The 11,777-nt window shown below is 67.4% G+C and carries 15 protein-coding genes; 6 read left to right on the top strand and 9 right to left on the bottom strand.

The genetic code is table 11. The features are described from left to right. Positions 1 to 5: 5 nt before the first annotated feature. Positions 6 to 872 carry a helix-turn-helix domain-containing protein gene (locus ACIA12_RS14980; RefSeq protein WP_396367531.1) on the bottom strand — a complete coding sequence of 289 codons (867 nt, stop codon included), beginning with the start codon at positions 870 to 872 and terminating at the stop codon, positions 6 to 8. A gap of 125 nt (positions 873 to 997) precedes the next feature. Between ACIA12_RS14980 and ACIA12_RS14975 the strand changes: the two genes are divergently transcribed. Continuing rightward, complete coding sequence (locus tag ACIA12_RS14975) at positions 998 to 2,035, top strand: zinc-binding dehydrogenase (RefSeq protein WP_396367530.1); 1,038 nt, start codon at positions 998 to 1,000, stop codon at positions 2,033 to 2,035. 13 nt (positions 2,036 to 2,048) lie between these two features. Here the strand turns inward: ACIA12_RS14975 and ACIA12_RS14970 are convergent, their stop codons facing one another. Then, on the bottom strand, positions 2,049 to 2,612 hold the full coding sequence (locus ACIA12_RS14970; RefSeq protein WP_396367529.1) for a TIGR03086 family metal-binding protein: 564 nt from the start codon (positions 2,610 to 2,612) through the stop codon (positions 2,049 to 2,051). A 65-nt stretch (positions 2,613 to 2,677) separates the two neighbouring features. Here ACIA12_RS14970 and ACIA12_RS14965 point away from each other — a divergent pair, with 65 nt between their 5' ends. Beyond that, positions 2,678 to 3,658 (top strand): helix-turn-helix transcriptional regulator, encoded by a 981-nt coding sequence (locus ACIA12_RS14965; protein WP_396367528.1) that lies wholly within the window; start codon positions 2,678 to 2,680, stop codon positions 3,656 to 3,658. Here the strand turns inward: ACIA12_RS14965 and ACIA12_RS14960 are convergent. The 5 genes from ACIA12_RS14960 to ACIA12_RS14940 are packed head-to-tail and all read right to left on the bottom strand — an operon-like array spanning position 3,649 to position 7,624. After that, positions 3,649 to 4,194: a hypothetical protein gene (locus ACIA12_RS14960; protein ID WP_396367527.1), complete on the bottom strand. Its 546-nt coding sequence runs from the start codon at positions 4,192 to 4,194 to the stop codon at positions 3,649 to 3,651. The genes ACIA12_RS14965 and ACIA12_RS14960 overlap by 10 nt on opposite strands. A gap of 18 nt (positions 4,195 to 4,212) precedes the next feature. Next, complete coding sequence (locus ACIA12_RS14955) at positions 4,213 to 4,929, bottom strand: ABC transporter permease (RefSeq protein ID WP_396367526.1); 717 nt, start codon at positions 4,927 to 4,929, stop codon at positions 4,213 to 4,215. Positions 4,930 to 4,933: 4 nt separating this feature from the next. Next, positions 4,934 to 5,848, bottom strand: coding sequence for an ABC transporter ATP-binding protein (locus tag ACIA12_RS14950; protein ID WP_396367525.1), 915 nt, complete (start codon positions 5,846 to 5,848; stop codon positions 4,934 to 4,936). Beyond that, complete coding sequence (locus ACIA12_RS14945) at positions 5,845 to 6,732, bottom strand: ABC transporter permease subunit (RefSeq protein WP_396367524.1); 888 nt, start codon at positions 6,730 to 6,732, stop codon at positions 5,845 to 5,847. The genes ACIA12_RS14950 and ACIA12_RS14945 overlap by 4 nt, the downstream gene beginning before the upstream one ends. After that, the gene (locus ACIA12_RS14940) at positions 6,725 to 7,624 is read right to left on the bottom strand and encodes an ABC transporter ATP-binding protein (protein ID WP_396367523.1); all 900 of its coding nucleotides are present in this window, start codon (positions 7,622 to 7,624) and stop codon (positions 6,725 to 6,727) included. Before ACIA12_RS14940 ends, ACIA12_RS14945 begins: the two co-directional genes overlap by 8 nt. A gap of 117 nt (positions 7,625 to 7,741) precedes the next feature. Here ACIA12_RS14940 and ACIA12_RS14935 point away from each other — a divergent pair, with 117 nt between their 5' ends. After that, the gene (locus tag ACIA12_RS14935; protein WP_396367522.1) at positions 7,742 to 8,632 is read left to right on the top strand and encodes a GNAT family N-acetyltransferase; all 891 of its coding nucleotides are present in this window, start codon (positions 7,742 to 7,744) and stop codon (positions 8,630 to 8,632) included. A gap of 87 nt (positions 8,633 to 8,719) precedes the next feature. Continuing rightward, positions 8,720 to 9,607: a GNAT family N-acetyltransferase gene (locus tag ACIA12_RS14930; protein WP_396367521.1), complete on the top strand. Its 888-nt coding sequence runs from the start codon at positions 8,720 to 8,722 to the stop codon at positions 9,605 to 9,607. Here ACIA12_RS14930 and ACIA12_RS14925 read toward each other — a convergent pair. Further along, the gene (locus ACIA12_RS14925) at positions 9,604 to 10,056 is read right to left on the bottom strand and encodes a MaoC family dehydratase (RefSeq protein ID WP_396367520.1); all 453 of its coding nucleotides are present in this window, start codon (positions 10,054 to 10,056) and stop codon (positions 9,604 to 9,606) included. The genes ACIA12_RS14930 and ACIA12_RS14925 overlap by 4 nt on opposite strands. A 10-nt stretch (positions 10,057 to 10,066) precedes the next feature. Continuing rightward, positions 10,067 to 10,822 carry a 3-oxoacyl-ACP reductase FabG gene (gene fabG / locus ACIA12_RS14920; RefSeq protein WP_396367519.1) on the bottom strand — a complete coding sequence of 252 codons (756 nt, stop codon included), beginning with the start codon at positions 10,820 to 10,822 and terminating at the stop codon, positions 10,067 to 10,069. A gap of 92 nt (positions 10,823 to 10,914) precedes the next feature. On the opposite strand from fabG, the gene ACIA12_RS14915 reads away from it, so the two are divergent. Together ACIA12_RS14915 and ACIA12_RS14910 are read left to right on the top strand one after the other, a co-directional pair. Then, positions 10,915 to 11,343 carry an acyl-CoA thioesterase gene (locus tag ACIA12_RS14915; protein WP_396367518.1) on the top strand — a complete coding sequence of 143 codons (429 nt, stop codon included), beginning with the start codon at positions 10,915 to 10,917 and terminating at the stop codon, positions 11,341 to 11,343. Continuing rightward, positions 11,340 to 11,759 (top strand): acyl-CoA thioesterase, encoded by a 420-nt coding sequence (locus ACIA12_RS14910; RefSeq protein ID WP_396367517.1) that lies wholly within the window; start codon positions 11,340 to 11,342, stop codon positions 11,757 to 11,759. The genes ACIA12_RS14915 and ACIA12_RS14910 overlap by 4 nt, the downstream gene beginning before the upstream one ends. Positions 11,760 to 11,777 lie beyond the last annotated feature (18 nt).

Below are 11,777 nucleotides of genomic sequence, written 5' to 3'. Positions count from 1 at the left end.
CTGATCTACTCGTTGCTGTGGGCGATTGATTCGGTGGCTGACCAGCTGGCCAGCAGGGTGAGGGCGTCGGCGGTGGGGGTGTTGGGGGCGGCGGTGTAGACGAGGAGGGTCAGGCCGGGGGAGGAGGGGAACTCCATTGCTTCGAAGTCGAGGTCCAGCGGGCCCACGACGGGGTGGTGGAGTTGTTTCTTGCCGGTGCGGTGGAAGCGGACGTTGTGGGTTGCCCAGCGGGTGCGGAAGTCCTCGCTGCGGGTGGAGAGTTCGCCGATCAGTTCGGTGAGTGCCTTGTCGTGCGGGTTGCGGCCGGCGTGGGAGCGGAGGATGGCGGCGATGTCGTCGGCTGTCCTGTCCCAGTGGGGGAAGAAGTCCTTGGATGCCGGGTCGAGGTAGACGAAGCGCGCGGTGTTCGCTGGGCGGCGTGGGTCGGCGAGCATCGGGGCGTACAGCGCCGACGCCATCCGGTTGGCGGCCAGCATGTCGTGACGGTCGTTGCGGATCCAGGCCGGTGCGTCGGTGATCGCGTCCAGGATCTGCTGGATGGCCGGCTTCACGGCTTGCGTAGTACTGCGGCGGCGCCGGGCCGGGGTTGCTGTGCTCTCCCGGGCTAGGGCGAACAGGTGGGACTGTTCGGCCTCGTCGAGTTGCAGCGCTCGTGACACTGACTCCAGCACGCTCTCGGAGGCTCCGCTGAGGTTCCCGCGCTCCAGCCGGATGTAGTAGTCCACGGACACGCCGGCGAGCAGGGCGACCTCCTCCCGGCGCAGTCCCTTCACCCGGCGGTTGCCGCCGTACGCGGGCAGCCCGGCGCGCTCAGGGGTGATCCGCGCACGCCGGGAGCTGAGGAACTCCCGGATCTCGGCTCTGTGGTCCATGGCGTCCACGCTACGTCGCTGCACTGTCGTGAAGGAGGTACTGCCGTTACCTGGAACGACAGACACTGCCGACCGGGGATGCGAGCGCCTTCACTGGGGACATCCAAACCAGCTGAGAGGAAGCTATGCGAGCGACATACCTGTACGGCGCCGGCGACGTCCGCGTGATCGACGTACCGGACCCAGTCATCCAGCAGCCCACTGATGCGGTACTACGGGTCATCCGCTCTTGCGTTTGCGGGAGCGATCTTCATCCGTACCACGGTGCGCCGGTCCCTGCGGGCGGCAAGCCGATGGGGCACGAGTTCATCGGCGTCGTCGAGGAGATCGGTGGCGAGGTGGCGACCGTCAGGCGCGGTGATGTGGTCATCACGCCGTTCGCCTGGTCGGACGGGACCTGCGACTTCTGTCGCGAGGGTCTCCAGACGTCCTGCCGGCACGGTGGTTTCTGGGGGAGCAACGGAATTGGCGGCGGTCAGGCCGAGGCGGTTCGCGTACCGCTCGCGGACGGCACGCTGGTCAAGGTGCCGGTTGATGAGGACTCAGAGTTGTTGCCGTCGCTGCTCACGCTGTCGGATGTCTATGGCACGGGCTACCACGCGGCGGTGAAGGGTGGTGTCAGCGAGCAGACGACGGTGACCGTGATCGGTGATGGAGCGGTCGGTCTGCTTGCAGTGCTGTCCGCCAAGCAGTTGGGAGCGTCCAGGATTGTGTTGATGGGGCGGCACAAGGAGCGCACGGAGCTCGGGGTCGAGTTCGGTGCGACCGAGGTTGTCGCCGAGCGGGGTGACGAGGGGATCGCGAAAGTCCGCGAATTGACTGGTGGCGATGGCACGCACGTGGTGATCGACGCGGTCGGGTTTCGGGAGGCGTACGACCAGGCGCTGGGAGTTGTGCGCGCTGGTGGCGTGATCAGCCGGGTGGGCGTTCCGCAGTACGCGGAGGCGCCGGCGGGCTTCGCCGACTTTTTCGTCCCCAACATCACCCTTACCGGTGGCGCCGCTCCGGCCCGCGCTTACATCGAGCGGCTGCTTCCCGACGTACTCGCCGGAAAAGTTGCCCCAGGCAAGGTCTTCGACCAGGTGGTCACCCTGGAAGACATCCCGGACGGTTACCGCGCGATGCACGAGCGGACAGCACTAAAAGTACTTGTCCGCCCGTGATCACCCTTGCCTGCTAGGGCTGGCGGCCCTGCCAGCCCGCCAGGCGGTCGTAGGGGGAGGCGTCCGCGGGGACGTCGACTACCGGGCCGAATGGAATGTGGCCGCCTCGTGGCTCGGCAGGTAGGAATTGCTGAGACAGCGGTAGGCAGTAGATGGCGATGGCGTCGTCGAGCAGGTCGGTGCGACCGGTGGCCTTGGCGAGATCCCAGGCGTGGGTGGCCAGTTCGCTTGTGTAGGAGGCGATTGCCGCCGCGCCGGGGATGGTTCCCCACGGCACCGTGCAGGTCATGGTGAGGACGTCGGGGTTGGACAGCGTCTCGTCGGCGACAGCGCGGCGTTCCTTCCACGTGCCGGCGAAGTCCGTCACGCCGGGCGTCACGGTCGGGATCGACAGCGGGTTGTTGCCGGTCAGCGCCAGGTCGATCCGGGCGATGACTGTCATCAGGTGGCCGAGCAGCGTCTCGACGTCGTACTCCGGGCAAGGCGTCGGCAGGGCCAGGTCGTCGGCGCCGATGGTGTCGATCATCGCCTGGGTCTGGTCCAGGGCGCGGGCGAGCATCGGGCGTGGGTCCGTCACGATTCCTCCAGTAGTTGGCTTCTGTCCTTACTCTCGCGCGCTATCTATGACATCTTCTGTCTTATATGAGAGCTGATCGGTTGTTGCAGATCATCCTGTTGCTGCAGCGGCATCCGCGGTTGAGTGCGCGGGAGCTGTCCGAGCGGCTGGAGGTGTCGACGCGCACGGTGATGCGCGACATGGAGGCGCTGTCGGCGGCCGGCGTACCGGTTTACACGGAGCGCGGCCGCAACGGCGGATGTGTGCTGCTGCCTGGCTACCGGGCTGATGTGAGTGGGCTGACCCCGCGGGAGGCGCAGGCACTGTTTGCCTGGAGCGGTAGGGCGTCGCTGTCGGCAGAGCTCGGCTTGCACGACGCACTGCAGTCCGCGATGGGCAAGCTGTCGTCCACGCTTCCCCTGCAGTTGCAGGACGATGCAGACGCGCTATCCGATGCCATAGTCGTCGACAGGCGCCGGTGGTTTGCCGATGCCGAGGACACCGGCGCACTGCCGGTACTACGCCAAGCCGTCGTCACCCGCCGTCGAGTAGCCATCCGCTACGCCTCAGCCAGCGAGGGCCGGCCAGTACGCCGTACCGTCGACCCCTGGGGCCTTGTCGAGCAGGCGGGCCGCTGGTACCTGGTGGCAGCCCATCGCGGTACCTCCCGGATGTACAGGGTGTCGCGGGTCGAGCAGGTCGACGTACTGGACCAACTCGCCGCAAGGCCGGAAAACCTCGACCTGCAAGAGGAATGGGACCGCCTGCGGTCAGGGCTGGAGCGGACGCTACCGGCCAGGGGCGTGTATGTACTGCTCCGGGTGCGACCGGATCGGGCGGAGCAGGTCAGACGGATCTCGGCGCCCATGCTGGCCAGGGGTGAGCACGTGCACCAAGTACCGGCCGAGGAGGACGGCTGGCCGCGGCTGTCGATGCGTTTCCGCATCCGCGAAGCCGCGTGCGGGGTCCTGCTCGGCTTCGGCGACGTGGTGGAGGTGCTCGAACCTCTGGACCTCCGCGACGAACTCCTGCGGCTCGCACACGCGGCCGTCGCGGTCTACGGCTGAAGATGTAAGGCTGGGCGGGTGCCGGAGAAGCGTTGCCGGACGATGATTCGTCCGTCGGCGTCCTCGTCCTCGTTGCGCCACTGGAAGCTCGTCGCGGTGATGTCGGTGAAGATCCACCGCGTCTTGGCCGCGTCCGAGTCCCGCGCCTCGAGTGTGATGCTTCCCGGTCCAGCATGCCCGATGAAGGTCTTCACAAGCGCATTGCGAGGCCCCATCCAGGTGGACCGGAAGGCATCCAGCTCAGGGTCGTACAGGCGGATGCTGAGCCCCCACTCGCCGTCGTCCGGCGAAGTACGAATGGCCCGGCTCGGGGTGATCCAGACGTCGGCCACCGCGCTGCCGTCGAGCGCCCAGGAGAAGTGCCACTCGCCGTTGGTCTCCCGGGTCAGCCGTCCCTCGTCGTCGTACCAGGTGACGTCCAGGTCCCAGCTGCCGATCAACGGCGCGTACGGCTGAAACGCCTGCTCGAACTCGGGCCGCGGCGCATCGGAGACGAACAACCCTGCCAGTAGCAAAGCCGGTGACGCTGCTGTCATCCCGGCAGGCTACAACACCTACTCGGCGGTGGAAAGGATGAGGGAGCGGAGGCGGGCGATCGCGAGGCTCAGGCCGATGATGGTGACGGCCAGCAGGAGGATGGTGGCGATCGGGAGTTTGACGGCTGAGTCGACGTCCGCGTGGTCGGTGAGTTTGTTGATGACGGCCAGGGACCATTGTTGGACGCTGAGGGTTTTCGCGCCGTCGACGTACTGGCCCATCACGCCCTCCCAGAGCAGGGCGTAGATCAGTCCGATGGTGACGGCGTTGCCCGAGATCACCGACAGGGCGATGAAGATGGCCGTGTAGGCGATCCCGGCCACCAGGGAACCGATGCCGAAGGCAACGGCCGTCTGGGGGTCGTGGACGTCCAGGATCAGGCCGGCGACGAACATCGGCACGGCGCCGAGGACGAAGATCACCGCGATCGCGACCAGCGCCTTGGTCAGGATGATCGTGGAGCGCTTGATCGGCTTGCTCAGCAGGTAGACGATCGAGCCGTCGTCGATCTCGGACGACAGCGCGCCGGTCGCCGCGAGCAGTGAGACCAGCGGCACGATCACCGCGAGGCCGAACAGCTGGAGCAGGCTGATGCTGAAGTCGGCCGAGTCGTCCAGCGTCAGCGCCAGCAGCAAACACAGGGCAAGCAGTACGCCGGGCAGGATGAAGAGCAACAGCCCACGCCGGTGGCCGAACAAGGTGGCCATCGTGAGCCGGGCGATCGTCGCGTTCATGAAGTCAGCGCCTCCCGACGAGGTAGGAGAAGACGCTCTCGAGGGACTCGTCGGTCGGCGCCACCTCGAGCAGCCGGATGCCGAGGTCACGCGCCAGCGCCGGCACGATCCGGCTGAACCGTTCGAAGTCGACCACCTGCACCTGCAGGGCGCCACCGTCGAGATCGGCGCCGGACGTACAGGGATCGCCGATCAGTGCGGACGCGAGCCGGCGGTCGTCCGACGAGCGCAGCCGGTACAGCACCGGCCGGTCCGTCATCAGCGTGCGGATCGCGCGGTAGTCGCCCGAGGCCGCGTGCCGCCCGGACACGACGACCTCGATGTGCGTCGCGACCTGCTGCACCTCCTCGAGGATGTGCGAGCTGAACAGCACGGTACGGCCGTCCGCGCCCATCTTGCGGAGCAGGTCCATCAGGTGCAGCCGTTGCCGCGGGTCCATCCCGTTGAACGGCTCGTCGAGCAGCAGTACCGACGGCTCGTGGACGAGCGCCGCGGCCATCTTGATCCGCTGCTTCATGCCCTTCGAGTACGTCGAGATGCGCCGCCCGGCAGCATCCTCCATCGCCACCGTCGCGATCGCGGCCGCGCCGGCGGCACCCGGATTCGGCAGGCCTTGCAGCTCCGCGTTCGCGATCACGAAGGCCGAGCCGGTCAACGTGTCGTACACGGCCTCGGTCTCGGGCACCAGCCCGATGTGCCGGTAGGAGCTCTCGTTGCGCCAGACCGGTACGCCGTCCAGCGTGACGTCTCCTGTCGACGGCGGCAGGAAGCCGGCCATCATCGTGATCAGCGTCGACTTGCCGGCACCGTTCGGCCCGAGCAGCCCGGTCACGCCGGGACCGATCGTCATCGTCACGTCGTTGACCGCGACGACGTTGCCGTACCAGCGGGAGACCTTCTCGATCTGGATCACGCTCATCCGCGGGCCACCTTCGCGTAGCGCCAGTTGACGCCCCAGCCGCACAGCACCACCACGACGACGTAGACGCCGACGAAGACGAAGCCCTGGGTGGTCGTCGGCCTGAACTCGCCGTGCCCACGCAGGATGAAGGTCTGCAGCACCTGGATCAGCGTGAAAGGCGAGCCCAGGTTGGCGTATCTGGCCGCCGTGGTCGTCCCGCCGGCCTGTTCGTTGAGGATCGCGGTCGTCGTCACGACGGCCGTGAAGGAGACGAGGAGGACCGCGATGATCGCCGCTACCGCGAAACCGCGGCGCGGGGTGGCGGCCGAGATCAGTCCGCCGATCGCGGCCAGCAGGATCGAGAGCAGCAGGGCGGCGACGAGTCCGCCGAGGAACTGTTTCGTCATTTCCGTGAAGTCGAACTTGGCCAGCAGCGCTCCGGCGTACAGGATCACCAGCGGCAGGCCGGTCAGGATCATCAGCGCGAGGATCAGAGCCGTCAGCTTGGCCAGCGCGTAGTCGGTCCGCCGCAGCGGCCGGGCGAGGTAGAGCACGATCGAGCGGTACCGGAGATCCCGGGAGAACAGCTGTGGCGCCTGTGAGGCCAGATAGAGGGCGATGACGGCCTGCAGCAAGAAGATGTACTGCACCTGGGTCACCGGCGGCTTGTCGAACTGCAGCGCGGTCTCGATGCCGACGATGATCGCCACCGGCACCACCATCACCGCGAGCAGCAGGATCGGCATCACCTTCGACTTGCCGGACCTGCCCAGCCCGTACGCGTGCCGCAGGCTCGACACGACCAGCGCCTGCCAGATCGCGAACCGGCCCAGTCGTGGACCGTCGTAGTGCCGGTAGCCGATGTCGTGGATGACACCGGCGGCACGTTGCTGGTCAGACACTGAAGACCTCTTCCAGGCGGTGCCGATGCTGCTCGACCCGGACCAGTCCGAGGCCGAGCTCGGCGATCGAGTCGCGGACCAGGTCGTACGTCTCCTCGCCGCTGATCTCGACGAGCACCAGTGGGCCGTCGGTCCGCGCCCGTCCACCGGCTCGCTCCAGTGCGGCGGCCAGTCGGTCGCGTCCGCTGAGATCGCGTACTTCGACCGCGAGCACTCCGGTCTCGCCGGTCAGTGCGGCCTTCGACTCCGAGCGAAGCAGCCGGCCTCCGTCGAGTACGACGATGTGGTCGCAGACGTGTTCGAGCTCGCCGAGCAGGTGCGACGTGATCAGCACGGGGATGCCGAACTCGGTGCCGATCCGGCGTACCAGCGTGAGCATCTCGTCGCGGCCGGCCGGGTCGAGCCCGTTGGTCGGCTCGTCGAGCAGGACAAGCTTGGGGTCGTGCACCAGGGCCTGGGCCAGCTTCACGCGTTGCTTCATGCCGGTGGAGTAGCCGCCCATCGGCCGGTAGCGTGCCTCGTCGAGGCCGACGTGCCGCAGTACGTCGGCGGCTCGTTCTCTCGCGGCGGTCGCGGGCAGGCCGGACATCTGGGCGAGGTGCACCGCGAACTCGGTCGCGGAGACGTCGGGGGGCAGGCAGTCGTGCTCCGGCATGTAGCCGACGAGAGCACGGACCGCCTCGCCGCCGGTGACCACGTCGTGTCCCAGCACGATGGCGCTTCCGGCGGTCGGGGCGATCAGTCCGAGCAGAATTTTCAGCAGGGTCGACTTGCCGGCACCGTTGGCTCCGACCAGTCCGGTCACGCCGGACCCCACCTCGACAGTCAGCTCGTCCAGGGCCGTCACACGCGGGTATCGCTTGGTCAACGATGTGGTCGCGATAACGGGCACCGGCCAACCCTAATGCCCACCCGGCCCACGACAGAATCACAGCCACCCCACAGCTGTTGCGATCGCGTCCCAACTAATCCGCTGGCGGCCGCTGATGGCTCTGGTTAGGGTCCGGAGATGCGGATCAGGGTGATGACGGCCGACGATGCCGAGGCGGTTTCGCGGTTGCGGCGGGAGGTCTACTCGTACTCCGTGATGTCGCCGGCCTACCTCCGGCACCAGCTCACCACGCGGTCGCCGGCGGAGCGGCATCTCGGGCTGGTCGTCGAAGAGGGCGGGCAGTTGGTCGGGATGGGGACGGCCGGGCTGAACCTCTGGACCAGCGAACCGGGGCAGAGTGAGATGGCGATCCAGGTCCATCCGTCGCATCGCCGTCGTGGCATCGGTGCAGCGTTGGCCGAGCGGTTGCACGGTCACTTGAGCGAGATCGACGCCTTGCGGATCCGGACTTTCGCGACGCCTTCGGGGCTGTCCTTTGCCACCGGGCTTGGGTATGAGCCGTCGCGCGAGATGCACTACTCGGGTGTCGATCCACGGGTACTCCCGGAGCAGCCGGCTGTGCCGGACGGGATCCGGATCGCGACGCTGGACACGTTGGAGCCACGGCAGATCTTCGTCGCGGACACGATCGCCACCCTCGACGAGCCGGCCGATTCACCGATGGACTCGGTGGACTACGACCGGTGGCTCGACGAGATCTGGAATTCACCGGCCTCGGACAAGACACTGAGCGTCGCGGCTCTCGCCGGCGATGAGGTCGCCTGCTTCACGGCGGTCGCGGCGGACGGCGACCGAGCTTGGTCGGACATGACGGGGACCATTCCGCAGTACCGGGGTCGTGGACTCGCAAAGCTGGTGAAGTCCATCGCGCTGCGCCGCTGCGCCGATGCCGGCATCACCGGCGCCTTCACCTCGAACGACGACGCGAACGCCCCGATGCTCGCGATCAACAACTGGCTCGGCTATCGCCGGATCGAGACCCAGACGAGCCTGCTCAGGACGCTTTGAGTTCGGTAACTTTTGCAGCAGTCCAGACCAGTTTGCTCCTGACCGCGGGTATGTTCCGGTTGACTCTTCGCCCCTGAAGGAGTTCCGATGGAGATCAGGCCAGCTGTACCGGATGATGCCGCGGCTGCCGCGGCGCTCTACGAGATCGTGGAGCCGTGGTCGGTGACGACCGCCGAGTTGATGCGCGCGGGGCTCGAGGAGGGCAGTGGGTCGCGGGCTCGGGCCGCCTTCGCTGCGTTTGAAGATGAGCAGTTGATCGGGTGGGGGACGTGTGCGGTGATCCCGGGGTCCAACCCGCTCAGTGCTCAGCTCAGGGTGCTGGTGCATCCGGAGTACCGGAGTCTTGGTGCGGGGACCGGGCTGGTGGAGTGGACGCATGCGCATCTGAAGGCGGCGGGGGCGGTGAACGTTCGCGTGTTCGCCGACCCTGCGTCGCGGGAGTGGGCGTCGCAGTGGGGGTACCAGCAGACGCGGCAGGTGCACTACGCGGGGATCGATCCGCGAGAGGCGCCGGCGCTTCCCGTAGTTCCGGCCGGGGTTCGGCTGGAGCCGTTGGTCGAGGTGGATCCGCGGCTCGTCTATGCGGCCGATGAAGTTGCCCAGCGCATCAAACCGGGCGACGCGAAGATCGAGAGCCGGCCGTACGAGGACTGGCTCAACGATGTCTGGCAGGCGCGGGGGATGATGCTCGACCTGAGTGTCGCGGCCCTGCAGGACGACGAGGTCATCGGCTTCACGCTCGGTACCGGCAGCTATCACAAGATCTGGTCGCAGATGACGGCGACGATGCCCGAGCACCAGGGGCGGGGGCTGGCCAAGCTGGTGAAGTGCGCGGCGCTGCATCGAGCCGCCGACGCCGGGGTGGTCGGCGCGTACACCGCCAACTACGACGGCAACGAGCCGATGCTTGCCGTCAACAACTGGTTGGGCTACCGGCGCGCGGCAACCCACTCGGTCTTGGTCTGCCCTCTTTAACGGACCAGCAGTACCACGGTCTCCGCGACGCAGGCCGGCTTGGTGGAGTCCTCGAGCTCGATGACCCACTGCAGCGAGACCTGTACGCCGGCCGGAGTCTCCTGCGCGCCAGCGATCGAGGCGCTCGCGCGGACCCGGCGGCCGACCGGGACCGGGCTGGGGAAGCGGACCTTGTTGACGCCGTAGTTCAGTTTGGCCGTGACGCCCTTGACCGAGAACAGTTCCTCGCCGAACCGGGCGATCAGGCTGAGCGTCAGGTAGCCGTGCGCGATCGTGCCGCCGTACGGTCCCTTCGCCGCCCGATCGACGTCGACATGGATCCACTGGTGGTCACCGGTCGCCTCGGCGAACTGGTTCACCTGCTCCTGGGTGATCTCCAGCCACTCGGTCTCGCCGAGCTGGGTGCCGACCGCGTGGACGACCTCGTCGACGCCGGTGAAGGTTTGCATCTCTCGACTCCTAGTTGCGGGGTCCGCCGGCGACGTACAGGACCTGGCCGGAGACGAAACCGGCCTCCTCGCTCGCGAAGAACGATGCGGCGGCGGCGATGTCCTCGGGCTTGCCGGTCCGGTTGACCGGGATGGTGGCGGCGGTGGCCTTCTTGAACTCCTCGAAGTCGACGCCGACTCGGGCCGCGGTGGCCGCCGTCATGTCGGTCTCGATGAAGCCCGGCGCGATCGCGTTCGAGGTGATGCCGAACTTGCCCAGCTCGATCGCGAGCGTCTTGGCCAGGCCCTGCAGGCCGGCCTTCGCGGAGGCGTAGTTCGCCTGGCCGCGATTGCCCAGCGCGGAGGTGGAGGACAGGAAGATCATCCGGCCGTACCCCGCGTCGACCATGTGCTTCTGGCAGGCCTTGGACATCAGGAAGCTGCCGCGCAGGTGCACCGACATGACGGTGTCCCAGTCGTCCTCGGACATCTTGAAGATCAGGTTGTCGCGCAGTACACCGGCGTTGTTCACCAGGATCGTCGGCGCGCCCAGCTCGGATACCACCCGCTCGACGGCGGCGGCGACCTGGTCGGACTTGCTCACGTCACAGCCGATCGCGACGGCCTTGCCGCCGGCTTCGGTGATCGCGTCGACGGTGGCGGCGCAGGCCGCCTCGTCCAGGTCGAGTACTGCGACGGCGTTGCCGTCGGCGGCGAGCCGCTGCGCCACGGCGGCGCCGATTCCCCGGGCCGACCCGGTCACGATCGCCACGCGCTGCTCGCTCATACCGCCTGCTCCCTACTGATCGGTTCGTATCCGGGGATGACATTACCCACGTTCGCTCATGGCCGGTGCGGCCAGGATGCGATGATCGCCGTGTGGATCATCACAACCGGCACGTCTACCACTGCCCGCTGCGCTGGGGTGACATGGACGCGCTGGGCCACGTCAACAACGGCCGGTACGTCGACTACCTCCAGGACGCGCGCGTCGACTTCCTGTTCCGGACCGCCAAGGAGCTCGGCGCCGACGACCTGGAGACCGGGCTGCTGGTCGCCCGGCACGAGGTCGAGTACCGGCGGCCGCTCGTCTTCCGGCCCGAGCCGGTCCGGATCGAGCTGTGGATCAGCGAGATCAAGGCAGCGTCGTTCATGGTCGACTACGAGATCCTCGACGTTGCTGCCGGCGACCGGGTGACCTACGTGGAGGCGCGGACCCGGCTCGTTCCCTTCGATTTCGCCGCCAACCGGTTGCGCCGGATCACTGCGGTGGAGCGGGCGGCGCTGGAGAAGCTGGTGGGTTCGTGACGTTCAGCCATCCCGTACTGGTCCGCTGGTCCGACATCGACTCCTACGACCACGTGAACAACGTCCGGTACTTCGACTACTTCCAGGAAGCCCGGATCCTGTTCCTGACCTCGTTGGTCGGCGTTTCGGGCGACTACTTCGCGCACTATCCGGTGGTACTGGTGAGTCAGACCGTCGACTACCTGCGCCCGATCCTGCTGCGGCATCCGCCGTACGACGTGGACGTCTGGGTCGAGGCGGTCGGGCGTACGTCGTACACGCTGGGCTCCCGGATCGTCGACCGGACGGGGGAGACCGAGGACGTCTACGCGTGGGCCACGTCGGTACTGGTCGCGGTGGACGGTTCGACGCACGCCAAGCGGGAGCTCAGCGATGCCGAACGGGAAGCCCTCGTGCGGCACGTTTCGGTGGCTTGAGACACTGATGAGGATATG

It is taken from the genome of Kribbella sp. NPDC051620 (assembly GCF_044453825.1).
In the GTDB taxonomy this organism is placed as follows: domain Bacteria; phylum Actinomycetota; class Actinomycetes; order Propionibacteriales; family Kribbellaceae; genus Kribbella.
Note: the sequence above shows the minus strand (reverse complement) of the source record. Positions and strands in the feature narration are given on the sequence as shown.

Excerpts from the sequence above, each read along its gene's own strand:
- ACIA12_RS14925 (WP_396367520.1), bottom strand. The coding sequence starts at position 10,056 with ATGCAAACCTTCACCGGCGTCGACGAGGTCGTCCACGCGGTCGGCACC.
- ACIA12_RS14960 (WP_396367527.1), bottom strand. The coding sequence starts at position 4,194 with ATGACAGCAGCGTCACCGGCTTTGCTACTGGCAGGGTTGTTCGTCTCC.
- ACIA12_RS14930 (WP_396367521.1), top strand. The coding sequence starts at position 8,720 with ATGGAGATCAGGCCAGCTGTACCGGATGATGCCGCGGCTGCCGCGGCG.
- ACIA12_RS14965 (WP_396367528.1), top strand. The coding sequence starts at position 2,678 with ATGAGAGCTGATCGGTTGTTGCAGATCATCCTGTTGCTGCAGCGGCAT.
- ACIA12_RS14980 (WP_396367531.1), bottom strand. The coding sequence starts at position 872 with ATGGACCACAGAGCCGAGATCCGGGAGTTCCTCAGCTCCCGGCGTGCG.
- ACIA12_RS14955 (WP_396367526.1), bottom strand. The coding sequence starts at position 4,929 with ATGAACGCGACGATCGCCCGGCTCACGATGGCCACCTTGTTCGGCCAC.
- ACIA12_RS14950 (WP_396367525.1), bottom strand. The coding sequence starts at position 5,848 with ATGAGCGTGATCCAGATCGAGAAGGTCTCCCGCTGGTACGGCAACGTC.
- ACIA12_RS14935 (WP_396367522.1), top strand. The coding sequence starts at position 7,742 with ATGCGGATCAGGGTGATGACGGCCGACGATGCCGAGGCGGTTTCGCGG.
- ACIA12_RS14975 (WP_396367530.1), top strand. The coding sequence starts at position 998 with ATGCGAGCGACATACCTGTACGGCGCCGGCGACGTCCGCGTGATCGAC.
- fabG (WP_396367519.1), bottom strand. The coding sequence starts at position 10,822 with ATGAGCGAGCAGCGCGTGGCGATCGTGACCGGGTCGGCCCGGGGAATC.